The following is a 23,557-nucleotide window of genomic DNA, read 5'->3' as shown; positions in this document are numbered from 1 at the left end:
TACGAATGAGCAAAGAACGCCTCTACCTTTTCGACACCACGCTCCGCGATGGCGCGCAGACGGCTGGCATTGAGTTCTCCCTCGAGGACAAGATCTCGGTCACCGCGCTGCTCGAGCAACTGGGCGTCGACTACATTGAGGGCGGCTACCCGGGCGCCAATGTCATCGACGACAAATTCTTTGCAGAAAGCCGCACCCGCGACGCCAACTTCACCGCCTTCGGCATGACCAAGCGCTCCGGCCGTTCCGTCGGCAACGATCCCGGTGTCCAGGCCATCCTCAACTCCGCAGCCGACGCAGCCTGCTTTGTCGGCAAATCCTGGGATCGTCAGGTCGAAATCGCGCTCGAAATCACCCCCGAGCAGAACCTCCATAACCTCACCGAAACCATCTCGGCAGCCATCGAGGCGGGCAAGGAAGTGCTGATCGACTGCGAGCACTTCTTTGATGGCTTCAAGTCCAACAGCACCTACGCACTGAAGTTCGTCGCCGCCGCCCACAAGGCTGGCGCGCGCTGGGTCGTTCTCTGCGACACCAATGGCGGCACCATGCCGGCCGAGATCCAGTCGATCGTTGCCGAAGTGCTGAAGGTCGTCCCCGGCGATCATCTTGGAATCCACGCCCATGACGACACCGGCCAGGCCGTCGCCAACACGCTCGCCGCCGTCACCGCCGGCGTCCGCCAGATCCAGGGTACGCTCAACGGCATCGGCGAGCGCTGCGGCAACGCCAACCTCGTCACCCTCATCCCCACCCTGATGCTGAAACCCGGCTTTGCCGATCGCTTCGAGATCGGCGTCCATGCCGATCAACTGGCGCGCCTCACCTCGATCTCGCGCGCCTTCGATGACCTGCTCAACCGCGCCCCGGCGCGCCAGTCGCCCTATGTCGGTACCTCCGCCTTCGCCACCAAGGCCGGCATCCACGCTTCGGCGCTGGCCAAGGATTTCTCCTCCTACGAGCACGTCCCGCCTGAAACGGTGGGCAACGAACGCTCGATCATGGTCAGCCAGCAGGCCGGCAAGTCGAACCTCCTCACCGCCCTCAAGCGCCACGGCATCACGCTGGCCAAGGACGATCCGCGCCTCGAAAAGCTGCTGCGCCTCGTGAAAGAACGCGAAGCGCGCGGCTATTCCTACGATGGCGCCGACGCCTCGTTCGCGCTGCTCGCCCATGGCGTCCTCGGCTCGCTCCCGACCTTCTTCGAGGTCGAAAGCTACCGCGCCAGCGTCGAGCGCCGCCACAATGCCCGCGGCGAGCAGATCACCGTCACCGAAGCCGTGGTGAAAATCCGCATCGGCGACGACCTGTTCATGTCGGTGGCCGAAGGCAACGGCCCGGTCAACGCGCTCGATCTTGCCATGCGCAAGGATCTCGGCGGCTTCTCCGCCCGCATCGCCGATCTCGAACTGGTCGATTTCAAGGTCCGTATTCTCGACGGCGGCACGGGCGCGGTCACCCGTGTACTGATCGAAAGCCGCGATAGCACCGGCGAGCGCTGGTACACCATCGGCGTCAGCCCCAACATCATCGATGCCTCATTTGAGGCGCTTTACGAGTCGATTACCTATAAGCTGATGAAGACCGAACTGGCCTGAAGCGCGTCTGGAACAAACGGGGGCAGGGCCGTTTCGCGACGAAGCGGAGGCCGGACTGAGCCGGATCGTTGATCGACGCCCGCTCTATCTCACCCTGGCAGCTGCCGGGCTGACGCTGCTCGCAATGGCGGCCGTCATCGGCATTCCCACCATCGATTCCTGCGCCTCCGATGCGCACGGGTTGGTTGACTGTGTTCGCGACAAGATTGACCGCAAGTTCAACCTGACGTGGCTTTCAGACGAAGGCCTCCGCCCATCCTTCGGCACTCCGGGTCCAGCGTCGCCACCGAAGTCCCCTCCGCCTGCTGCGCCGGTTTCCGAGGTGTCGATGAGCCTCGTTGAAAGCGCCCACGCCTCCGAGCCGCCCGCAATTACCGTCCACTCCGCCGATCTCTCCCCGGAGATCGCTGCTGCTCCAATGCCAGTCCCTGTTCCTGCGGCTGAGCCGGCGCTGCCCCTCGCAGAACCGGCAAGCACCGTTGCGGCTCCCAAGCTCCCTGACGGCTGGCCCATCTACACCGAAGCCCCATCATCGCTTTTGCCGCCGCCCAGCCTAGCCCTCGCACCCGTGGAACCAACCGCTCTGCCCGACGCCACAGCGACGCAGCTCCCCCAGCCGCCAGCTTTGGCGCCGTCCGCGCCGCCTGAGTTCCCCCTCCAGGTCGCCGCAACCGCCCCCGTCACCCCACCCGCAACGCCGCAGATCACCGGGCTTCCCGTCCTCGCCCCCACCATCGACGCCATCCAGATCGAGGGCGACAGCAACTTCGTCGCCGGCACCGGCCCCGAGGGGACACACGTGCGGCTCTACATCAACGACCGCCTCATCGACGACAGCGAAGTTATCGAAGGCCGCTGGCTGATCGAAGGCGTCAACCTGCTCGATAGCCCCAGTTCCGTCCTCCGCATCGAAGCCTTCGATCCTGCCACCGGCGAAATCCTCGGCACCACCTCGGTCAGCGTCGAAATCGAGCTCCCCGCCGACGCTGCGCCAATCGCGCCGCCAGACCCAGCCCCTGCCGCCCCGCCTCCCGCTGATCCGCCTGTCGCCCCGCTGTCCGCGATACCCTCCGAACCAGAGGCCGCGCCTGAGGCAGTCAACGATCAGCAAGCCGAAGTCACGCCCGCTGTCCCGGCGTCGCCTCCCATCCCTCCGGCGCGTCCGGCCAAAACCCCCACCGCCGCGCCGACCGCGATCCCCAAGCTGACCCCCATCAGTCCCCGAAAGAGTTCCGCCTCCGTCAGCGTGCTGCCACTCCCCAAGGCTGACGCCTACCCAACCCTGCGCCGCGCCGGCCCCACCGCGCCCTCTGTGCAAACTCTCAACTAGCCGCACGGGCAGGTGGTTTGATCTTGCCTTGCACCGGCCGATCTTCTATCGCTCAAAGACGATGAAGCAGCAGATGCAGGACGATGACATCGCCAATGTGATGCGGGCACTGGGCCATCCAGTGCGCCTGAGCATTTTGCGCATCCTCGCCGAACAGGCCTCGGGCGATTGCTGCTGCACCGACGTCATCCAATGCCTGCCGCTCGCGCAGTCTACCGTCAGCCAGCACATCAAGGTGCTGCTCGATGCCGGCCTCGTCGAACGTCACCCCAAGGGCACGCGCAACTGCTACACGCTGTGTTCCGATCGCCTTGCGCAGTTTGGCAGCGCCTGGTCAGGCCTGATCTCCGGCCTCGTCTCCGATTCCCCGATCAAAGAACTGGCCTGAAATCATGGCGACCAAGACCAATGGCGAGCGCTCCACGGTGAGCGCCGAAGAAGGCAATCTGCTTCGTACCATCCGCAATCTCTGGCAATACATGTGGCCAGCCGGGCGCCCGGACCTCAAGTTCCGCGTCATCCTCGCCATCGCCGCGCTGATGGTTTCGAAGGTTGCCACCACCACCGTGCCGTTCCTTTACCGAGGGATCATCGATGGCCTTGATGGCACCGGCCCCAATGGCGCACTGATCCTCGGCATCGCCGTGCCGGTGGTGCTGGTCGTCGCCTACAGCCTTACAAACGTCATCGACGCCGGCTTCCAGCAGTTGCGCGATGTGCTCTTCGCCTCGGTCGGCCAGCACGCCGTGCGCAAGCTCGCCTTCCAGACCTTCGAGCACCTTCACCGCCTCTCGCTGCGCTTCCATCTCGGCCGCCGCACCGGCGGGCTGTCGCGCGTCATCGAGCGCGGCACCAAGGGCATCGAAACCATCGTGCGCTTCACGATGCTCAACACAGCCCCCACGCTGGTCGAGTTCATCATCACTGGCATTATCTTCATCGTCATGTTCGGGATCAGCTATCTCAGCGTCCTCGTCGTGACGGTCTGGCTCTACCTCTACTTCACCATCAAGGCCTCGAACTGGCGCATCTCCATCCGTCGCGACATGAACGACAGCGATACCGACGCCAACGGCAAGGCCATCGATAGCCTGCTCAACTATGAGACCGTGAAGTATTTCGCCAACGAGAAGATGGAGGCGCAGCGCTTCGACAAATCGATGGAAAAGTACGAGCGCTCCGCCATCCGCATCTGGACCTCGCTCGGGTTCCTCAACTTCGGCCAGGCGCTGATCTTTTACTCCGGCGCCGCCATCATCGGCGTCATGGCCGCCTATGGCGTCATCAACAAGGCCCTGACGCTGGGTGATTTCGTCCTGCTCAACACCTTCTTGATGCAGATCTATCGGCCGCTCAATTTCATCGGCTTCGTCTATCGCGAAATCCGCCAGGGCCTCACCGACATCGAGGAAATGTTCAAGCTCCTCGATAAGCCCGCCGAAATCGAAGACAAGCCCGGCGCCCAGCCCCTCGCCATCACCGGCCCGGTGGTGAAGTTCGAGAACGTGAGGTTCCACTACGACGCCGATCGTCCCATCCTCAAGGGCATCAGCTTCGAAGTCCCGGCGGGCAAGACCATCGCCGTGGTCGGCCCTTCAGGTGCTGGCAAGTCGACCATCTCGCGCCTCATGTATCGCTTCTATGATGTCATTGAGGGCCGCATCACCATCGACGGCCAGGATCTGCGCGATATTACCCAGGCGAGCCTCCGCGCCGCCATCGGCATGGTCCCGCAGGATACAGTGCTGTTCAACGACACCATCGCCTACAATATCCGCTACGGCCGTCCCGATGCGACCGATGAGGAAGTGCGTCGTGCCGCCGACCTCGCCCAGATTGGCAAGTTCATCGAAAGCCTGCCCAAGGGCTACGACACCCAGGTCGGCGAACGCGGTCTGAAGCTCTCAGGCGGCGAAAAGCAGCGCGTCGCCATCGCCCGCACCATCCTCAAGGGCCCGCCCATCCTCATTCTCGATGAGGCCACCTCGGCGCTCGATTCAAAGACCGAGGAAGACATCAAGTCCGCCCTCGATCTGGTCTCGGCCAACCGCACCACCCTCGTCATCGCCCACCGGCTCTCCACCGTCATCAACGCCGACGAGATCATCGTGTTGCGCGGCGGCGAAATCGCCGAACGCGGCACCCACATCCACCTGCTGCAACAGGCCGGCCTCTACGCCCAGATGTGGAACCGCCAGCGCGAAGCCTCCGAAATCGAAGCCCTCGCCCGCAAAGTCGCCAACGACCCCGAAGGCTTCATCCACCGCGGCGTGCCTGCGGCGGAGTAGGGGGTTACGGTCAAACTGGCGCATGACTCGAGACATTGCCTTCTCCCCTTGTGGGAGAAGGTGCCCGAAGGGCGGATGAGGGGTTCTCTCCGCCTACTCCGAGTTCGCGGCTTGCTCAGTCAGCGTTGTCGTCGAAGGGCGCGGTATGCGTGTTCAGCCAGACCTCGAGCACCTCTTTGCGGAAAGTGCCTGCCTCAAGGTGCCCGTATATAAACGCCTCAAGTTCGTCGTTGCTCGCAGCGATATCGGCGCCGTTGAGCTGCAAAAACAGTTCGACGCACGCATATGCGACGCGCTTATTGCCGTCCACAAAGCCGTGGTTCATCGCCAGACTCTCCCACAGCGCGGCCGCTTCCTCTATTAGGTCGGCATAATATCCCGTCTGCGGTCTGAGAAGTGCCGATTCAATTAGTCCCAAGTCGCGAACGCCCTTCGCACCCCCGAACTCCCGAAGCAGGATTTCGTGGATGCGAAGAGCCTCATCAAGGGTGATGTAGAGCGTCACTTTGTACTACTTAGCGAGGGCTTCGTAGAGAGACCGGCGACGCTCCACACTGCGAGCCATCAGGTTTTCGATGGCCGGTCGGACCTTTGGGGCGGCAGCGCTGGCCCTCAAGGCATTGAACTGCTCTGCCGACACCACGAAAGCCACATCGCGGCCGTTCTTCTGGATAGCAACCGGTTCGGACTGCGCCATCTCGAGCACCTGTCCAAATTTGTTCTTGGCGTCTGTCGCCGTCATCTCGGCCATTTAGGGCACTCCGCGTAACGCCGCCAAAATAGTCATTCTAGCTGTCAGCTACAATAGCTAATTTGGCTCAAACAAAAAGGCCCGAGGTCGCCCCCGGGCCTTTCAAATCTTTTCGCTGGCTTCTGCCTACTCGGCAGCCTGCCGCGTCACCACGGTCACGCCATCCTGCTCGGTCTCGACCAGTCCTGCGCCTTCGGTCTTGATGAACCGCTTGGAGCTGTCGAGGTCGGCCGGGATCGCGATCTCCGCACCCTCCGGCGTCACTGCAACCTGATGCTTGCCCTTGCCCGAAAGCTGGCGGAACGGCCAGCCCAGCACAGTGATGAAAACCCAACCAAACGCCCGGCCGACATAGCCCTTCCGGATCACGCTCGGTGCGGTGATCATCACTGGCACCATCACCAGCGTCAGCGCAGTGGAGACGAACAGGCCGGACACCAGCGCTGCCGAAAGGTGCGTGAACCACGAGCCGGCGAGGCCACCCATCACGATTTCGCGGCGGATGAAGTCGAACTCGATGTTCAGCGCCATCGGGATCACGCCCAGCGCCGTCACTGTTGCCGTCAGCAGCACCGGCCGCACGCGCTGCGCGGCAGTGATCAGCATCGCCTTGGTCGGTTCCACTCCGTCACCGCGGTTGTAGTGGTTGTAGGTGTCGATCAGCACGATGCCGTTCTTCACCACAATGCCCGCCAGCGCCACGATGCCTAGCCCGGTCATAATGGCCGAGAAGCTCATCCCGGTCACCACCATGCCCAGCATCACGCCCGCAATCGACATCGCCACGGTCGAGAGCGTCACCAGAACCTGGTAGAAGCTGTTGTACTCGAGCAGCAGCACCATCGCGATCAGGGCCAGTGCTGCGAGCAGCGCTGCGCCGATGAAGGCAAAGGTTTCGTTGGTCTGCTTGTCGGCGCCTTCGAACACGATCTTGGTGGTCGATGGGAACGTCTGCGCTTCCACCCACTTCTTCACCGCGGCCACCTTCTCGTCAGCCGCAACGCCCGGCTCAAGGTTGGCAGCCACCGTCATCTGGTAGAGGCCGTTCTTGCGGGTGATGTTGGCAACCTTGGGCACCGCCTCGCGCTTAATGAAGTTCGACACCGGCACGAGGCCCTGCGACGTCACGATCCTCAGCGAGTCGAGGCTGTCGAAGCTGCGCTCCTCCAGCGGCAGGCGCACCCGGATGTCGAGTTCGTCTGTCGAGTCGTCTGGCCGGTAGCTGCCGAGCTTCACGCCCGAAGTCACCAACTGCACATAGGGGCTGAGCTCACGCACGCCGATACCGTACTTGGCAGCCGCCGCGCGGTCGATCGTCACTTCCCAGTCGATGCCAGGGGAGGGGCGTCCATCTTCCACGTCAATGGTCTGGCCCAGATCGTTCTGCACGAAGTCGCGCAGCTTGGTCACCACCGGCACCAGGTCCGCATAAACCGTGCTCTCAACCGATACGTTCACTGCCTTGCCCGCCGGTGGGCCATTCTCTTCGGCAGCAATCTGCACTTCGAGGCCGGAGATCGACTTCACCCGGTCACGAATGTTCTGGAAGATTTCTTCCGCCTTCACGCGCTCGGCCCAGGGCTGCAGCTGCAGGCTGAACTGACCGATCGTGTCCGGCGGGCCGGAGCCGTTGGTCCCGGCAAAGGTCATGATCGAGTCCTGCACACCCTGCACCTGCAGGATCTGCTTTTCGACTTCGACGAGGAAGTCGCGGATTTCGATCGGCGAGTAGTTGCCGCGCGCGATCACGTTGACCGTGCCGAATTCCGGCTCGGACTTGGGGAACGCCTCGACGCCTGTCGGATGCATTGCATAAGTCGCGAAGGCCGCAACGACGAGCGCAAAGCCCACCGCCAGCGTGATGATCGGATGCCGGATCAGATGCTGCAGCGTGCGCACATAAACGCCCGTCGCCCCCTTCACCTTCTTCACATCGAACTTGTCGGCGTACATCACCACGTCGGCCGCTTCCTTGGCCTTGGGGTCAACATGCGTCGACGCAATGATCGCGCCGATCACTGGCATGAACACCAGGGCCGAAAGCAGCGAGGCAACCATCACCACGATCACGATGATCGGCAGGTAGCTCATGAACTTGCCGATGATCCCCGGCCAGAACAGCAGCGGGATGAAGGCACCCAGCGTCGTGAAGGTGGCCGAAACCACCGGCACGAACATCTTGCGCGCCGCCATGATGAAGGCCTCCCTCTTGGGAACCCCCTCCTGCAGCTTTCGTTCCGCATACTCGACCACCACAATTGGGTCGTCGACGAGCACACCCACCGCAAGCACCAGGCCAAACATGATCATCATGTTGATGGTCATGCCCATGACCTGCACCATCAGGAACGCTATCATGAACGAGATCGGGATCGAGGTGCCGATCATCAGCGCGGGGCGAACGCCAAGCGTCGCGACGCAAACCACCATCACCAGCGCAACCGCCGTCAGCACCGCCGCTTCAAGCGAACGGAACAGGTTCTTGGTTGTCTCAGCCTGATCGACGAGGAAACTGTGGCCGATGCCAGTCGGCCAGTCCTTGACCGTGTCGGCGGTGATCGCCCGGACCTTGTCCGAGATATCGATAACGTTGGTGCCGAGCTTCTTGATGACGCCCAGCGTGATCGCCGGCTCGCCATTCACATGCGCATATTCTGTCGCGTCCTTGAACGTGCGGGTCACCGTCGCCACATCGCCAAACGTGACGATATTGTCCCCGTCAGCCTTCAGCGGCAGCGAATAGACGTCCGCAGCCGAGGTAATCAGCCCCGGCACTTCGACGTTGAATGAACCCTGTCCGGTATCGAGCGTACCGCCCGGCACCACCATGTTGTTCTTGGCCAGTGCATCGAGCAGCTGGCTTGCGGTGAGGTTATAAGCCTCCAGCCGGTTCATATCGATGGTGACCGCGAGCATTTCGTCGCGCGAACCGGACAGGGTCACGCTCTGCACGGTCGGGATGGCCTCAAGCGCATCCTGCAGCGCCTTGGCGCGCTTGACCAGTTCACGTTCCGGCACCGAACCATAGAGCGCCACCGAAATCGAAGGCGTGTTGGTGAACGAAATCTCGGTGACCGTCGGGGCGGTCGCATCATCGGGCAGCTCGGTCGCGACGCCATCAAGCTTGGCGCGGATATCGGCCAGCGCCTTATCCTTGTCAGCGTTGACGTTGAACTCAAGGAACACCGACGCATGGCCGGTGGACGAAGTCGAGGTGTAATTCTCCAGCCCGTCGAGATCCTTCACGCGGTCCTCGATCGGCTTGGCGAGCAGCCGTTCCGCGTCATAAGGCGAAACGCCAGTCTGGCTGGTCGACACGTAGAAATACGGGATGTCGATCGCCGGGAAGCTCTCTTTGGGCAGTGTGGTGTACGCCGAGAAGCCGGCGAACAGCAGCAGCGCCATCACCGTCAGCACGACCCGCGGCATCCGCAGGACGCGCTCGAGGAAATCCATCATGACTGCACCCCTTCAGCAGCCGCTGCAGGTGCAGCCGGCGTTCCCGTGACGTTGGTGGCGTCGACCGTCTGGCCCGCCGTGACATATTCCTGGCCGACGGTAATCACGTCCACCGTGGCCGGCAGCCCCGTAACCCAGACGCCCTCGCGGGAGTCCGACACGATGGTCACCGGGTAGAACGACACAATCTTGTCCTTGACCGCCCGGACGCCGAGCACGCCATCATCGTCAAGCGTCAGCACCGACTGCGGCAACAGGTGCGCTGGCAGCGTGCCCAGCGACACGGTCGCCGTTGCGGTCACGCCCGAAAACACCTTGCCATCCGCATTCGGGATTTCGATTTCAACCGGGAAAGAGCGGGTCGAGTCGTCCGCGATCGAGGCGATGTAGCTCACCTTGCCCTCGACCGTCTGGCCGTTGATCGTCGTGACAGAAGCCTTGAGCCCGGTCTTGGCCAGCGCAATGCGAGCCTCCGGCACCGTGCCGATGAACAGCATCGGATCAAGCTCCACCACCGTTGCGCAAGCCTGGCTCGGCGTCAGCATGTTACCCACGCTCGCCAGCGGGTCCTGCACCACGCCGGCCACCTTGGTGATGACATTGGTGCGGTTGAACTCGGTCCTGGCGTTGTCGAGAGCCGCCTGCGCGGCCTTCAGCGCCACGTCGAACTGATTGACAGTATTGGCCGCTGCGAGGCCCTTCTTGCGCAACGCGGCATTGGTGTCGAAATCCGTTTGCGCCTGCGCCAGCGAAGCTTCCGCCTGCGCCACTGCCGCCGCCCGGTCACCCTGGTCTAGCGTGCACAGCAAATCGCCCGGCTTCACCGTCTGACCCTTGGTGACATTGACCGCCGTCACCACACCGGAGGTCTCGGGCGTGATCGTCACCGAATTCTTCGCCTTGGTCCGCCCACGCAGCGGCACCTCGATCGGATAAGCCTGAACCGTGAACGTCTCGGTCCGCACCGACTGCGGCGGCGTCGCCGACCCGGAGGTCTCGGCAACACGGTCGGCAATCGTCTTGGCCGGGTCGATTTCGCCCGCGGCATGGGTCTCGGCTTCAGCCACGTGCTGGTCGCCGTCCTTGCTCAACAGCGACACGATCGGCTTTTCGCCCTTGCCCGGCCCGTAGCCGCCGGCAACCAGCGTTCCGCTGCCCAGCCATAGTGCCCCTGCAACCACGACCAGCCCGGCCACGCCGTATGAAATTACTGCACGCATTGAAAAGCCCTCTATTCAGCGGCGTCAGCAGCGGCCACATCGGGCCGCGCCAGCGCAATCAGTTTGCCCCTGTGGGCACGGATGTAGTCACGCGCCGCTGTCATGCAAGCGCGTCCGTAATCGATCACCCAACAGTCGCCGGGGTGAGTGTCCGGTTGCTTCATGCGATCGAAGTCGCCAAGCGTCTCTTCAATCTCGACCAGCCGCTCGTTGAGTCGCTGGTCGACCAGCGTTTGCGGCAGTTCCGACGCAAACCTGAGGAACAGCAGAAACTCACTGCGAAACTCGTCATCGCCAAGTTTTTCAAACAGCGACTGAATGAAACTTGAACGCCCGGCCTCTGTGATCGAGTAAATTTTCTTGGCGGGCTTCCCGTCCTGCTGTTCAACCCGCGAGGTCACCAGCGCTTCTTGTTCGAGCCGCGCCAGGGCCGGATAAATCGAGCCGAAACTAGCGTCGATGAAGTACGAATACTCGCCTTCGACGCTCAACTTCCTGATTTCGTATCCGGTAGCCTCGCCGTCATAGAGAATGGCAAGGCAGATGGTTTTGACGTTCATGGACCCCTATCCGTTCGGCATATGCCGGACAAGCATATGTCGGGGCTATATATGGACGTTTGGTAATACGCAACAGGGGCGGAGGAGGATCAGCCATGCGGAATTTTCATGCCGCCGCGCCGTCTGTATCCGGCCTTGGGGCCGCTCAGGCCACCAGCCGGCGCATTTCCGTCACCGCTTCAAGCGCCAGTTCCTGGCTGGAAGCCGCGACAAAGAAGGGATTCAGGAACCTTCTGTCCGGGTGGCCACAAGTGAGCGGCACTCCGTCCAGCCCCAGTACCACACCCCCCGCAGCTTCGAGCACCGCTTGCCCCGCCGCCGTGTCCCATTCTGAGGTTGGGGTAAACCGCGGGTAAAGTTGCGCGGCGCCTTTGGCCAACAGGCAGAACTTCAGCGACGAGCCCACCGACACGTCCTCTTCCACCTTCAGCGTGGCGCAAAACGCCGCCAGCGCCGCATGCCCATGCGACCGGCTGGCAACGATCCGGATCGGCCCGCCCATCCGCACTGCCAGCGGCTGCGCATCGACGATCTCGCCGTCCTCGACCTTCCCGGCCCACGCGCCATCGGGGTCGCCCCAGTAGATATCGCCCGTCGCCGGCGCCAGCACCACGCCACGCACCGGCCGGTCATTCTCGCAGAGCGCGATATTGACTGTGAACTCGCCGTTGCGCTTGATGAACTCCTTGGTCCCATCCAGCGGATCGACCACAAAATAGAGGGCCCCCAATTCCGGTATCCGCCCCGCCGCCACGCTTTCCTCCGCCAGCACCGGGATCTGCGTCCGTGCCAGCATCGACAGGATGATCGCCTCGGCCCGCTCATCCGCCTCCGTTACCGGTGATCCGTCGCTCTTTTCATCGGCCACGAACCCGCGCCCGTAGACCTGCATAATCACGTCGGCGGCCGCAATCGCGGCACGGTTCATCAGTTCGGTCAGGCTGTCGGTCATCGGATTTCCACGTCCAGTCCAAGGTCGAGCGGCTTTGCGCCCATGGTGATCTGGCTCGACGAGATATAGTCGACGCCGGTTTCTGCAATCCCCCGCACCCGCTCCAGCGTCACGCCGCCCGAAGCCTCGAGCCGGGCCCGGCCTTTGTTCATCGCCACGGCCGCGCTGAGCAGGTCATTGTCCATATTGTCGAGCATCACGATCTGCGCGCCGGCCTCAAGCACTTCGGCCAGTTCCTCAAGGCTGGTGACCTCGATCTCGATCGCCACCAGATGCCCCGCCGCCGCCCGCGCGGCTCTATACGCCTTGCCCGCCCCGCCGGCCACCGCCACATGATTGTCCTTGATCAGGATCGCATCCGAAAGCGCATAGCGGTGGTTCCAGCCCCCGCCGCAGCGCACTGCGTATTTCTCAAACGCCCGCAAGCCCGGCAGCGTCTTCCGCGTATCGCAGATCCGCGCCCCGGTCCCCGCCACCGCCTCGACAAACCTGCCGGTCAGCGTCGCAATCCCGCACAAATGGTTCAAAAAGTTTAGCGCCGTCCGCTCCCCCGCCAGCAACGCATGCGCATCGCCCGAAACCACAGCCACCACGTCGCCGCGCGCCAGCCGGTCGCCGTCCGCAACCTGCGGATCAAAACTGATCCCGCCCACCTGCCGGAACGCCTCCGCCGCCAGCGCCAGCCCCGCCACGATCCCGGGTTCCCGCGCCGAAAGCGTCGCCGTCGCAATTGCGCCCTTCGGCACCACGGCAAGGCTCGTCAGGTCGCCCGCCAGCCCCAGGTCTTCCGCCAAAGCACGCCGCACCGCTTCTTCGACGAGATGAGGGGGCAGGGCCCCGATGCCGGTCGTCTCGCTCATCGCAACTCTCGTGCAGGTTTCCGGCGCCGGTTTACGCGTGCGGGCGGTGGCGCGCAATCGTTTGACTGCGCCTTGGGGCATTGGCCGTCATTGCCCCCCACTTATCCCCGCGCCTCCACCCCCACCTAAAATCGGCTCCAGAAAACCCGCGAGGAGCCTATGCCCAAAACCACCGCCCAATTGCGTCAACTCTGGCGCGCCTATGAGTGCAACGAGGCCGAAATGGCCGCCATCGGCTTCGGCCCCGATCGCATCCGCGTCGCCCGGCCCGCAGCCCGCGCCTTCACCGCGCTCGCCGAAACCATGACGCGCTACCGCTATTTCATCCGCCCCGCCGACACCGACAGCTACAACTGCCGCACCATCACCGGAGGCACGCTGAAAAGCCTCCACGCCTACGGCATCGCGCTCGACGTCAATTGGTCCACCAACCCCTATGTCGATCACCCGGGCACCCGCGGCCCGCGCTTCTCCCCAAAACCCACCCAGGCCGAACGCGCCCTCGACGTCAAAGCCGGCCGCGCCGATACCGATATGACCGAAGCGATGATCGCCGAAATCGAATCCCTGTGCACCGCCACCGGCCTCCAGCTCTTCAAATGGGGCGGCCACTTCGGCACCCTCAAGGACTCCATGCACTTCGAACTCGACATCGGCCCGGATGATTTGGCGGGAGGTCTGGCGTCGCGATAACGCGCCGCGTCTGGGGAGGGGCCGCTCCTATTCTTCTCCCCGTCGGGGAGAAGGTGGCGCGCAGCGCCGGATGAGGGGGCCTTCCTTCGAGCGAAATAGCCGAGGGCCTTCTTCAGCTTGAGACGTTCTCACTTCACAATTTGCAAACTTTCAAAAACTAGCTTTCTCTGCATCATCCTGCCTCCCCCACGCCCCAAGCGCGTGTATGTTCACCAAGAGGGGCAGGACAGGGGACGCAATGAACACCATTATCGCCGCGCTTGATCAGAAGCGCGCCGACGCTCGCCTTGGCGGCGGGCAGAAGCGGATCGACGCCCAGCACGCAAAGGGCAAGCTCACCGCCCGCGAGCGCATCGATGTGCTGCTCGATCCCGGTTCTTTCGAAGAATACGACATGTTCGTCACCCACCGCGCGGTGGAGTTCGGCATGGAAAAGACCATCATCCCCGGCGATGGTGTCGTTACCGGCTGGGGCACCATCAACGGCCGGCTGACCTACGTTTTCTCGCAGGATTTCACCGTCTTTGGCGGCTCGCTCAGCGAGACCCACGCCCAGAAAATCTGCAAGATCATGGACCTCGCGCTGCAGAATGGCGCCCCGGTCATTGGCCTCAACGATTCGGGCGGCGCCCGCATCCAGGAAGGCGTCGCGGCGCTCGGCGGCTATGCCGAAGTGTTCTGGCGCAACGTCCAGGCCTCGGGCGCCATCCCGCAGATTTCCGTCATCATGGGCCCCTCGGCCGGCGGCGCCGTCTACTCCCCCGCCATGACCGACTTCATCTTCATGGTGAAGGACACGTCCTACATGTACGTCACCGGCCCGGACGTCGTGAAAACCGTCACCTCCGAGATCGTCACCCACGAAGAGCTCGGCGGCGCCTCCACCCACACCAGGATCTCCGCTGTCGCCGATGGCGCCTTCGACAACGACATCGAGACCCTCCTCGAAATCCGCCGCCTCTTCGATTTCCTGCCGCTCAACGCCTCGACGAAGCCACCGCGCGTCGCCACCAACGACAAGATCGATCGCGCCGAGCCCAGCCTCGACACCATCATCCCCGATAGCGCGCAAAAGCCCTATGACATGCGCGAAGTCATCCTGAAGCTCGCCGATGAAGGCGATTTCTTCGAAATCCAGAAGGACCACGCCGGCAACATCCTGGTCGGCTTCATCCGCATCAACGGCGAAACCGTCGGCGTCATCGCCAACCAACCGCTGGTTCTCGCCGGCTGCCTCGATATCAATTCATCGAAGAAAGCCGCCCGCTTCATCCGCTTCTGCGACGCCTTCTCGATCCCGATCCTGACCCTCGTCGACGTCCCCGGGTTCCTTCCCGGCGTCGCCCAGGAATATGGCGGCATCATTAAGCACGGCGCCAAGCTCCTCTTCGCCTATGCCGAAGCGACCGTCCCCAAAGTCACCGTCATCACCCGCAAAGCCTATGGCGGCGCCTATGACGTGATGGCGTCGAAACACATCCGCGCCGACGTCAATTACGCCTGGCCCACCGCCGAAATCGCCGTCATGGGCGCCAAGGGCGCCACCGAAATCCTCTATCGCTCGGAGCTAGGCGACAAAGCCAAAATCGCCCAGCGCACGGCGGATTACGAAGCAAGGTTCGCCAACCCCTTCGTTGCAGCCGAACGCGGCTTCATCGACGACGTGATCTTGCCGAGAGAGACCCGGCGGCGGGTGGCACGGTCATTCGAAATGCTGAGGGGGAAGAAAGCGACCATTCCGCTGAAAAAGCACGGGAACATTCCGCTGTGACAGCTCGATCTAGCCAAGCCCACCAGCCGGACACCCTCCCCCTAGCGGGGAGGGCTGGGGAGGGGGGCGCAACTCGCTCCGGCCCCGCTACCCTGGCGCAGAAACTCCGTCTTCAGTCGACGGCCCCAGAGCGCCGCCTCTGGCGTTTGTTGTTCCCGTTCCGCACTGACGGCTTCCATTTCCGCAAGCAGCAGCAGATCGGAGCTTACGTCGTCGACTTCGCGTGCCTGCATGCCGGATTGATCATCGAAGTCGACGGCGAGACGCATGGCGGCGAGATTGCGCAATCGAACGATGCAGTTCGAGACGACTACCTTCGTGGCCGGGGTTTCCATGTCCTCGGTTCGGCAATGACGATGTGATGACCAACCCTGAAGGCGTCTACACGGTGATTTCAAACGTCTTGGAGACAAGCTGCACCAACCAGCGTGCCGCGCCCCCCTCAACCCTCCCCGCAAGGGGGAGGGTGCCCGCCGGTGAGGGTCGCACAGTCGGGCCTCAAGCACAGGTCGGCACCTCGGGGGCAGCCGCGCGCTCAAACCGCGGAGGAAACGAGTAATGTTCACCTCCATCCTCATCGCCAATCGCGGCGAAATCGCCTGTCGCGTCATCAAGAGCGCCAAGCGCATGGGCATCCGCACCATCGCGGTCTATTCCGACGCCGATCGCGACGCCGTGCACGTCAAGCTCGCCGATGAGGCCGTCCACATCGGCGGCTCGGCCGCCCGCGACTCCTACCTCTCGATCGAAAAAATCGTCGCTGCCTGCAAGGAGACCGGCGCCGAAGCGGTCCACCCCGGCTACGGCTTCCTCTCCGAAAACCCGCTCTTTGCGGCTGCGCTGGAAGCCGAAGACATCATCTTCGTCGGCCCCCCGGTCAAAGCCATTGAGGCCATGGGCGACAAGATCACCTCCAAGAAGCTCGCCGCAGCCGCCGGCGTCTCCACCGTCCCCGGCCATATGGGCCTCATCGCGGACGCCGAAGAGGCTGTCACCATCTCGCGCCAGATCGGCTACCCGGTGATGATCAAGGCCTCCGCCGGCGGTGGCGGCAAGGGCATGCGCATCGCCCATTCCGATGCCGAGGCCCGCGAGGGCTTCGAGCGCTCCAAATCCGAAGCCGCCTCAAGCTTCGGTGACGATCGCATCTTCATCGAAAAATTCGTCACCGAGCCGCGCCACATCGAAATCCAGCTGATCGGCGACCAGCACGGTAACGTCCTCTGGCTCACCGAGCGCGAGTGCTCCATCCAGCGCCGCAACCAGAAGGTCATCGAGGAAGCGCCGTCGCCGTTCCTCGATGCCGCGACCCGCAAGGCCATGGGCGAGCAGTCCGTCGCCCTCGCCAAGGCCGTCGGCTACACCTCGGCCGGCACCGTCGAGTTCATCGTCGACAGGGACCGCAACTTCTACTTCCTCGAAATGAACACCCGGCTCCAGGTCGAGCACCCGGTCACCGAACTGATCACCGGCCTCGATATCGTCGAACTGATGTTCCTCGCCGCCGCCGGCGAAAAGCTGCCGCTCACCCAGGCCGAGGTCAAACTCAACGGCTGGGCCGTCGAGAGCCGCATCTACGCCGAGGATCCGTTCCGCAATTTCCTGCCGTCGACCGGCCGGCTGACCCGCTATCACCCGCCCGCCGAAAACCTCATTGAACAGCCGTTCATCCGCAATGACACAGGCGTTCAGGATGGTGGCGAAATCTCGACCTTTTACGACCCGATGATCGCAAAGCTCTGCACCTGGGCGCCCACCCGCATCGAAGCGATCGATGCCATGCGCGACGCGCTCGACGAATTCGAGCTCGAAGGCGTCGGCAATAACATCCCCTTCCTTGCCGCCGTCATGGGGCAGGAGCGTTTCCGCTCCAGCCGCCTTACCACCGGCTACATCGCCGAGGAATTCCCCAATGGCTTCAGCGGCGTAGAGCTCGATCCTGAATCACTGACGCACCTCGCCGCGCTCGCCTGCTGCTCCGCCTTCGCGCTCGAATCCCGCGGCTTCGCCGATGGTTCAACCCTCAACATGCACCACATCGACCACAACCGTGCGGTGCTGATGGGCGGAAAACGCTGGGATTTCGCCGTCCGCGCCGACGGCATCGAGTACTGGCTCACCGCGCCGGACGGCAAGAAGCTCCTCGTCGAAACCGGCTGGAAGCCGGGCATGTCGCTCTGCATCGGCCGCGTCGACGGGCTCGTCCACAAGGCCCGCATCGACCGCGTCACCGGCGGCTTCCGCCTCCGCCATCGCGGCGCCGATCTCATCGCCAAGGTCCTCCTCCCGCGGATCGCCGACCTGATGCCGCTGATGCCGGTTAAGCTCCCGCCAGACCTATCGAAATTCCTCCTCTGCCCGATGCCCGGCCAGGTCGTCCGCATCGACGTGGCCGAAGGCGATATCGTCGAAGACGGCCAAACCCTCGCTATCGTCGAAGCCATGAAGATGGAAAACGTCCTCAAAGCCGAGAAGCGCGCCCGGATCAGCAAGGTCAGGGTCACCCCCGGCTCGGTGCTGGCGGTGGACGAAGTGATTTTGGAGTTCGAGGCGGTATGAACGCAATCGTCCCCTCACCCGGCGCTGCGCGCCACCCTCTCCCTCAAGGGGAGAGGGGAAGAGGCAGTGAGATGGTGCCCAATCTTCCCTCTCCCCTTGAGGGAGAGGGTGCCCCGCAGAGCGGGGCGGGTGAGGGGACGTTTCATGCCTAAATCACTGGATGAATGGCAAAATCTCGCCGCCCGCGAACTCCGCGACACCCCCGTCACCGCGCTCAACCGCGACTACGGCGCCCTCCCAATTCGCCCCGCCTACTTCCCCGACGACGTCACCGCCGATCCCGGCATTCCCGGCGTCGCGCCATATACGCGTGGCGTCCGCGCCACCATGTATGCCAATCGCCCTTGGACCATCCGGCAATATGCCGGCTTCTCCACCGCCCGCGAGAGCAACGATTTCTACCGCAAGGCCCTCGCCGCAGGCCAGAAAGGCCTCTCCGTCGCCTTCGACCTCGCCACCCACCGCGGCTATGACAGCGACCATCCGCGCGTCACCGGTGATGTCGGCAAGGCTGGCGTCGCGGTCGATTCCGTCGAGGACATGAAGATCCTGTTCGACGGCATCCCGCTCGCCGAAATGTCGGTCTCCATGACCATGAACGGCGCAGTGCTCCCCGTCCTCGCCATGTTCATCGTCGCGGCGGAAGAGCAGGGGGTCAAACAGGCCCAGCTCGACGGCACCATTCAGAACGACATTCTGAAGGAGTTCATGGTCCGCAACACCTACATCTACCCGCCCGAGCCGAGCATGCGCATCGTGGGCGACATCATCGCCTACACTGCCCAGCACATGCCGAAATTCAACTCCATCTCGATCTCCGGCTACCACATGCACGAGGCCGGGGCGACGGCGGTGCAGGAACTGGCCTACACCCTAGCCGATGGCCGGGAGTACGTCCGTGCCGCGCAGGCCAATGGCCTCGATATCGATGCCTTCGCCGGCCGACTGAGCTTCTTTTTCGGCATCGGCATGAACTTCTTACTGGAGGTCGCCAAGCTCCGCGCCGCCCGCACCCTGTGGTCCAAAATCATGACCGGTCTCGGCGCCAAGGACCCGCGCTCTCTGATGCTGCGCACCCACTGCCAGACCTCGGGCGTCTCGCTCACCGAGCAGGATCCGCATAACAACATCGTCCGCACCACCATCGAGGCGCTGGCTGCGGTGCTCGGCGGCACCCAGAGCCTCCACACCAACTCTTTCGACGAAGCCATTGCGCTGCCGACGGAATTTTCGGCCCGCATCGCCCGTAACACGCAACTGATCCTGCAGCATGAAAGCCGCGTCACCGATGTCGTCGATCCTCTCGGCGGCTCCTATTACATCGAGAGCCTCACCGCTGATCTCGTCGCCCGCGCCGAAGCGCTGATCGCCGAAGTCGAGGCCGCGGGGGGCATGACCGCTGCTGTGCAACAGGGCCTCCCCAAGCTCGAAATCGAGAAAGCCGCCGCAATCCGCCAGGCCCGCGTCGATCGCGGTGAAGATGTCATCGTCGGCGTCAACCGTTACCGTCTGGAGAACGAGCCGCCGATCGAGATCCGCGATATCGACAACGCCAAAGTCCGCGACGAACAGGTGGCCCGCCTCGCCGAAATCCGCCGCAGCCGCGACCAGGCTGCGGTCGAAGCCGCCCTCAAGGCCCTCCGCGGCGCCGCCCGCTCTTCCGGCAACCTCCTCGCCTTTGCGATCGATGCCGCTCGCGCCCGCGCCACCCTCGGCGAGATCTCGTCCGCCCTTGAGGATGTGTTCGGCCGTCACGCCGCGATCACCCGCGTCATCTCCGGCGTCTATGCCGAAACCTATGCCGGCGACCCGCAATATGCCGAAATGCAGCGCCGCCTTGGCGCCTTCACCACCCGCGAGCAGCGCCCGCCGGCCATCTTCATCGCCAAGATGGGCCAGGATGGCCACGATCGCGGCGCCAAGGTCATTGCGTCGGCTTTCGCCGATCTCGGCTTTGCCGTCCACATGGGCGATCTGTTCGAAACCGCATCGGAAGTCGCGACCCACGTTGCCGATCTCAAGGTCGATGCCGTCGGCGTCTCTTCGCTCGCTGCCGGCCACAAGACACTGGTGCCCGAACTCATTGCCGAACTGCAGGGCAGGGGCCTTGGCCATGTCACCGTCATCGTCGGCGGCGTCATCCCCGAGCAGGACTACGCCTTCCTCCGGGCCGCCGGCGTTGCCGAAATCTTCGGCCCCGGCACCAACGTGCTGGAAGCCGCCTTCTCGGTGCTGAGCCAGATCGAGGGAAGGTTGAGCAACAGATGACCGCCGATCGTTCCCCCCTCCGCCGGCTTTGCCGGCACCTCCCCCGCCCTGCGGGGGAGGATCTGCGTATGGCACGATCTCGCCGTGATCCTCCCCTGCGGAGCGGGGGACGGGGACCATGCGAAGCATGGTGGAGGGGGGGCCCCAGCGCTCGGTTCGCCCCATGATCGGCCGTCTCAATCACATCGCCATCGCCGTGCCCGACCTCGCCGCTGCCGCCGCGAGATATCGCGATCTCCTCGGCGCCGAGGTGCATCATCCACATGCGCTCCCCGAGCATGGCGTCACCGTGGTCTTCGTCCAGCTCGAAAACACCAAGATCGAGCTGATGAGCCCCCTCGGCGAGAACTCCCCCATCGCCAAATTCCTCGCCAGCAATCCCGGCGGCGGCATGCACCACGTCTGCTTCGAAGTCGCCGATATCACCAGTGCCGCCGAAACCCTCGTCGCCGGCGGGGCCCGAATCCTCGGCGACGGCAAGCCGAAGCTCGGCGCCCACGGCCTCCCCGTCCTCTTCCTCCACCCCAAGGATTTCGACGGCACCCTGATCGAGCTCGAAGAAGTCAAACCCGACCTCCAACCCGCCTGACAGTCTCCGGTTTTTCAGTCGTCTCCCTCCCCCTTGTGGGGAGGGATCAAGGGTGGGGGCCACAGCCGCGACGCTCCCAACTTATCCCCACCCCAAAAACCCGCCGTATCCTCAGCATACCAAACCTGAGGCACGCACATGACATCCTCCACCCACCTGAAACTCCCCTTCATCCTCCCCTCCCAGGCGCAAAAGCACATCACCCACAACGAGGCGGTCGCCGCGCTCGATACGCTCACCCAGCTCGCCGTCCTCGACCGCGACCTCGCCGCTCCGCCCCTCACCCCCGCCGAAGGCGACCGCTACATCGTCGGCGCCGCTCCCACCGGCGATTGGTCCACCAAAACCAACCAGATTGCCGCCTTCGATGGCGCCATCTGGCAATTTTACCCGCCCGAACCCGGCTGGACCGCCTATGTGGTCGACGAGGCGGCCCTCGTCCTCTGGAACGGCGCCGCCTGGGTCCCTGCCATTGCCACCACCCACACCTTCGGCATCAACACCGCCGCCGACGCCACCAACCGCCTTGCGGTGAAGTCCGATGCGGTGCTGCTGAGCCACGACGACGTCACCCCCGGTTCGGGCGATCTGCGGCTCAAGTTCAACAAGCTCGCCGCCGCCAACACCGCTGCGTTGCTGTTTCAGTCCAACTGGTCCGGCCGCGCTGAATTCGGCCTTACCGGCGACGACAAGCTGCATCTCAAAATCAGCCCCGACGGCAGCGCCTGGCACGAAGCCCTCGTCGCCGATCCAGCCACCGGCCACCTCGGCATCGGCATCGCCAGCCCCACCGTAGCGCTCGATGTCGATGGCCCCGTCCGCGTCAAAACCTACACCGTCGCCACGCTCCCCAGCGCCGCCGCCGGGGCAGGGCAGTTCATCATGGTCACTGACGAATCCGGCGGCCCCGTTCCCGCCTTCTCCGACGGCACCACCTGGCGCCGCGTCACCGACCGCGCCGTCGTCAGCTAGTCCGTGATCTTGCCGTGAGACGTTGCGAGTGCCGCATCGCCCCCTCTCCCCGTCGGGGAGAGGGATGGGGTGAGGGGTCTTTGCCCAGCCGCTGCTGCGTCGCAGCTTGGCCCCGCCGCCCCCATATGCTAGCCACCCTCCATGCAGCAGGTCATCCGCAGCGCCATCACCGATATTCGCACCGGCTTCGTGCTGCGCCGCGTCTGGTTCGCGCTCGCCGCCGAAGATATCGGCGATCAGCACCGCCGCACCACGCTCGGTCCCCTCTGGCTGTTGGTGAACTACCTGCTGTTCGCCGGCACCTTCATTTTCCTCTTCAACCCCAACCCCGCCGATCACAGCTATCCCATCTACGTCGCGACCGGTCTTCTCGTCTGGTACTACCTGATGGAAGCGCTCTCCCTCGCCGCGGGTCTGTTCCAGCGCGAGGAAAGCTTCATTCGCGGCACCACGCTGCCCATCTCGGTCTATGTGATGCGCACGGCGCTCCAGTGCCTCATCCGTGCGGCCTACGGCCTCATCGGCTGCGTCATGATCCTGATCATGGCCGGCGTGGCGCCCAACCCCGCCTGGCTCTGGGCCTTGCCCGGCCTGGCCCTCGTAGTGCTGGTCACCCCCGCCATGATCACCATCTTCGCGTTTGCCGGCGCCTGGTTCCCCGATAGCCAGTTCCTCGTCGGCAATTTCATGCGCGTCGGCATGTTCATTACCCCCGTCTTCTGGTCCGGCGCTGGCGAGACCGGTCTTCGTGGCGCGCTCTACTACTTCAACCCCTTCACCTACTTCCTTGAAATCGTGCGCATCCCGATCGTCGAAGGTCTCATGCCGCATGCCGCGTTCGCGCTCTGCGCCGCCATCACGCTCGTCGCCTGGGCCCTCGCGCTTTATCTCCTTGGCCGCTTCCGCCGCCAGATCGCGTTGATCCTCTGATGGTCGCCATCCACGTCGAAGGCCTGAAGCTGACTTACGAGGTGCGCGAAAAGCTCACCCTCGCCGCCCGCGATCGCCGCCTGCCGCAAACTGGCGGTACCATCACCGGCAACCGCCGCCGCCGCTACGTCACCGCGCTCGACGACGTGAGTTTCGACCTTGTTGCCGGCGATCGCCTCGGCCTAGTCGGCTCCAACGGCGCCGGCAAAACCACCCTGCTCAAGGTGCTCTACGGCATCTATGAGCCCACCGGCGGCCGCATCGATATCACCGGCCGCGTCGATGCCCTGTTCAACATCGATCTCGGCTTTCGCCAGGAAGCCACCGGCCGCCGCAACATCGTGCTGCGCGGCCTGATCAATGGCTGGGACATGGATCAGATTGACGCCTCAATGGGCGACATCATCGCCTTCTCCGAACTCGGCGAATTCATCGACCTGCCGTTCAAGAGCTACAGCCAGGGCATGGCCGCGCGCCTCGCCTTTGCCATCGCGACGACCCTGGAGCCCCAGATTCTGCTGATGGATGAGTGGATTGGCGCTGGCGACGCGAGCTTTCAGGCCAAGGCGCAGGAGCGCATGCAGCGCCTCGCCGATCACGCTGGCATCATCGTCCTCGCCAGCCACCAGAACGACCTCGTCGCCCGCACCTGCAACAAGGTGCTCGAACTCGAACACGGCCGCGTCAAACGCTTCACCACCGCCTCCGACTACTTCGGCAGTTCGCCCACGTAGACACCTGTGACGCTGAATGACGC

20 protein-coding genes are annotated in these 23,557 nt (G+C 63.8%); 13 read left to right on the top strand and 7 right to left on the bottom strand.

Annotated elements, in window-relative coordinates; translation table 11 throughout:
- The first annotated feature begins 5 nt into the window (after positions 1-5).
- The 4 genes from cimA (at position 6) to ACO06J_RS09765 (ending at position 5,216) form a co-directional block, all read left to right on the top strand.
- Entirely contained in the window at positions 6-1,598 is a 1,593-nt protein-coding gene (gene cimA, locus ACO06J_RS09780) for a citramalate synthase (protein ID WP_421760516.1), read from the top strand.
- Between the two features lie 124 nt (positions 1,599-1,722).
- The gene (locus tag ACO06J_RS09775) at positions 1,723-2,928 is read left to right on the top strand and encodes a hypothetical protein (RefSeq protein ID WP_421760514.1); all 1,206 of its coding nucleotides are present in this window, start codon (positions 1,723-1,725) and stop codon (positions 2,926-2,928) included.
- Between the two features lie 28 nt (positions 2,929-2,956).
- Positions 2,957-3,316 carry an ArsR/SmtB family transcription factor gene (locus ACO06J_RS09770; RefSeq protein ID WP_421760513.1) on the top strand — a complete coding sequence of 120 codons (360 nt, stop codon included), beginning with the start codon at positions 2,957-2,959 and terminating at the stop codon, positions 3,314-3,316.
- A gap of 4 nt (positions 3,317-3,320) precedes the next feature.
- Positions 3,321-5,216: an ABCB family ABC transporter ATP-binding protein/permease gene (locus tag ACO06J_RS09765; protein WP_421760512.1), complete on the top strand. Its 1,896-nt coding sequence runs from the start codon at positions 3,321-3,323 to the stop codon at positions 5,214-5,216.
- Between the two features lie 115 nt (positions 5,217-5,331).
- Here the strand turns inward: ACO06J_RS09765 and ACO06J_RS09760 are convergent, their stop codons facing one another.
- The 7 genes from ACO06J_RS09760 to nadC form a co-directional block, all read right to left on the bottom strand.
- Entirely contained in the window at positions 5,332-5,721 is a 390-nt protein-coding gene (locus tag ACO06J_RS09760; protein ID WP_421760511.1) for a type II toxin-antitoxin system death-on-curing family toxin, read from the bottom strand.
- Positions 5,722-5,727: 6 nt separating this feature from the next.
- Positions 5,728-5,967: a type II toxin-antitoxin system prevent-host-death family antitoxin gene (locus tag ACO06J_RS09755; RefSeq protein WP_421760510.1), complete on the bottom strand. Its 240-nt coding sequence runs from the start codon at positions 5,965-5,967 to the stop codon at positions 5,728-5,730.
- A 126-nt stretch (positions 5,968-6,093) separates the two neighbouring features.
- Positions 6,094-9,426 carry an efflux RND transporter permease subunit gene (locus ACO06J_RS09750; RefSeq protein ID WP_421760509.1) on the bottom strand — a complete coding sequence of 1,111 codons (3,333 nt, stop codon included), beginning with the start codon at positions 9,424-9,426 and terminating at the stop codon, positions 6,094-6,096.
- A complete protein-coding gene (locus ACO06J_RS09745) occupies positions 9,423-10,646 on the bottom strand; it encodes an efflux RND transporter periplasmic adaptor subunit (protein WP_421760508.1) in 1,224 nt (407 codons plus the stop codon). The genes ACO06J_RS09750 and ACO06J_RS09745 overlap by 4 nt, the downstream gene beginning before the upstream one ends.
- 11 nt (positions 10,647-10,657) lie before the next feature.
- Positions 10,658-11,206 carry a PadR family transcriptional regulator gene (locus ACO06J_RS09740; RefSeq protein ID WP_421760507.1) on the bottom strand — a complete coding sequence of 183 codons (549 nt, stop codon included), beginning with the start codon at positions 11,204-11,206 and terminating at the stop codon, positions 10,658-10,660.
- Positions 11,207-11,351: 145 nt separating this feature from the next.
- The gene (gene cysQ, locus ACO06J_RS09735) at positions 11,352-12,158 is read right to left on the bottom strand and encodes a 3'(2'),5'-bisphosphate nucleotidase CysQ (protein ID WP_421760506.1); all 807 of its coding nucleotides are present in this window, start codon (positions 12,156-12,158) and stop codon (positions 11,352-11,354) included.
- On the bottom strand, positions 12,155-13,018 hold the full coding sequence (gene nadC / locus ACO06J_RS09730) for a carboxylating nicotinate-nucleotide diphosphorylase (protein ID WP_421760505.1): 864 nt from the start codon (positions 13,016-13,018) through the stop codon (positions 12,155-12,157). The genes cysQ and nadC overlap by 4 nt, the downstream gene beginning before the upstream one ends.
- A gap of 159 nt (positions 13,019-13,177) precedes the next feature.
- Between nadC and ACO06J_RS09725 the strand changes: the two genes are divergently transcribed.
- From ACO06J_RS09725 to ACO06J_RS09685, 9 genes are all read left to right on the top strand, one after another.
- Positions 13,178-13,711 (top strand): M15 family metallopeptidase, encoded by a 534-nt coding sequence (locus ACO06J_RS09725; protein WP_421760504.1) that lies wholly within the window; start codon positions 13,178-13,180, stop codon positions 13,709-13,711.
- Between the two features lie 238 nt (positions 13,712-13,949).
- Positions 13,950-15,482, top strand: a complete 1,533-nt coding sequence (locus ACO06J_RS09720; protein WP_421760503.1) for an acyl-CoA carboxylase subunit beta — start codon at positions 13,950-13,952, stop codon at positions 15,480-15,482.
- The gene (locus tag ACO06J_RS09715; RefSeq protein ID WP_421760502.1) at positions 15,479-15,844 is read left to right on the top strand and encodes an endonuclease domain-containing protein; all 366 of its coding nucleotides are present in this window, start codon (positions 15,479-15,481) and stop codon (positions 15,842-15,844) included. The genes ACO06J_RS09720 and ACO06J_RS09715 overlap by 4 nt, the downstream gene beginning before the upstream one ends.
- Positions 15,845-16,040: 196 nt before the next feature.
- Positions 16,041-18,041: an acetyl-CoA carboxylase biotin carboxylase subunit gene (locus tag ACO06J_RS09710; RefSeq protein WP_421760501.1), complete on the top strand. Its 2,001-nt coding sequence runs from the start codon at positions 16,041-16,043 to the stop codon at positions 18,039-18,041.
- A gap of 144 nt (positions 18,042-18,185) precedes the next feature.
- Positions 18,186-20,309, top strand: a complete 2,124-nt coding sequence (gene scpA / locus ACO06J_RS09705; RefSeq protein ID WP_421760500.1) for a methylmalonyl-CoA mutase — start codon at positions 18,186-18,188, stop codon at positions 20,307-20,309.
- Positions 20,310-20,472: 163 nt separating this feature from the next.
- A complete protein-coding gene (mce, locus tag ACO06J_RS09700) occupies positions 20,473-20,898 on the top strand; it encodes a methylmalonyl-CoA epimerase (protein ID WP_421760499.1) in 426 nt (141 codons plus the stop codon).
- Between the two features lie 138 nt (positions 20,899-21,036).
- On the top strand, positions 21,037-21,870 hold the full coding sequence (locus ACO06J_RS09695; protein ID WP_421760498.1) for a DUF2793 domain-containing protein: 834 nt from the start codon (positions 21,037-21,039) through the stop codon (positions 21,868-21,870).
- Between the two features lie 141 nt (positions 21,871-22,011).
- Positions 22,012-22,800: an ABC transporter permease gene (locus ACO06J_RS09690; RefSeq protein ID WP_421760497.1), complete on the top strand. Its 789-nt coding sequence runs from the start codon at positions 22,012-22,014 to the stop codon at positions 22,798-22,800.
- Entirely contained in the window at positions 22,800-23,534 is a 735-nt protein-coding gene (locus ACO06J_RS09685) for an ABC transporter ATP-binding protein (RefSeq protein ID WP_421760496.1), read from the top strand. The genes ACO06J_RS09690 and ACO06J_RS09685 overlap by 1 nt, the downstream gene beginning before the upstream one ends.
- Positions 23,535-23,557 lie beyond the last annotated feature (23 nt).

The organism is Devosia sp., from assembly GCF_965229025.1.
Classification (GTDB): Bacteria; Pseudomonadota; Alphaproteobacteria; order Rhizobiales; family Devosiaceae; genus Devosia_A.
The sequence above is the reverse complement of the archived record's forward strand: the minus strand, read 5'-3'. Positions and strand labels throughout refer to the sequence as shown.

Coding starts and splice junctions, on each gene's coding strand:
- cysQ (WP_421760506.1), bottom strand. CDS start 12,158: ATGACCGACAGCCTGACCGAACTGATGAACCGTGCCGCGATTGCGGCC.
- ACO06J_RS09720 (WP_421760503.1), top strand. CDS start 13,950: ATGAACACCATTATCGCCGCGCTTGATCAGAAGCGCGCCGACGCTCGC.
- ACO06J_RS09775 (WP_421760514.1), top strand. CDS start 1,723: ATGGCGGCCGTCATCGGCATTCCCACCATCGATTCCTGCGCCTCCGAT.
- ACO06J_RS09745 (WP_421760508.1), bottom strand. CDS start 10,646: ATGCGTGCAGTAATTTCATACGGCGTGGCCGGGCTGGTCGTGGTTGCA.
- ACO06J_RS09755 (WP_421760510.1), bottom strand. CDS start 5,967: ATGGCCGAGATGACGGCGACAGACGCCAAGAACAAATTTGGACAGGTG.
- cimA (WP_421760516.1), top strand. CDS start 6: ATGAGCAAAGAACGCCTCTACCTTTTCGACACCACGCTCCGCGATGGC.
- ACO06J_RS09690 (WP_421760497.1), top strand. CDS start 22,012: ATGCAGCAGGTCATCCGCAGCGCCATCACCGATATTCGCACCGGCTTC.
- ACO06J_RS09710 (WP_421760501.1), top strand. CDS start 16,041: ATGTTCACCTCCATCCTCATCGCCAATCGCGGCGAAATCGCCTGTCGC.
- nadC (WP_421760505.1), bottom strand. CDS start 13,018: ATGAGCGAGACGACCGGCATCGGGGCCCTGCCCCCTCATCTCGTCGAA.
- ACO06J_RS09740 (WP_421760507.1), bottom strand. CDS start 11,206: ATGAACGTCAAAACCATCTGCCTTGCCATTCTCTATGACGGCGAGGCT.
- ACO06J_RS09695 (WP_421760498.1), top strand. CDS start 21,037: ATGACATCCTCCACCCACCTGAAACTCCCCTTCATCCTCCCCTCCCAG.
- ACO06J_RS09685 (WP_421760496.1), top strand. CDS start 22,800: ATGGTCGCCATCCACGTCGAAGGCCTGAAGCTGACTTACGAGGTGCGC.
- ACO06J_RS09750 (WP_421760509.1), bottom strand. CDS start 9,426: ATGATGGATTTCCTCGAGCGCGTCCTGCGGATGCCGCGGGTCGTGCTG.
- ACO06J_RS09725 (WP_421760504.1), top strand. CDS start 13,178: ATGCCCAAAACCACCGCCCAATTGCGTCAACTCTGGCGCGCCTATGAG.
- ACO06J_RS09765 (WP_421760512.1), top strand. CDS start 3,321: ATGGCGACCAAGACCAATGGCGAGCGCTCCACGGTGAGCGCCGAAGAA.
- scpA (WP_421760500.1), top strand. CDS start 18,186: ATGCCTAAATCACTGGATGAATGGCAAAATCTCGCCGCCCGCGAACTC.
- mce (WP_421760499.1), top strand. CDS start 20,473: ATGATCGGCCGTCTCAATCACATCGCCATCGCCGTGCCCGACCTCGCC.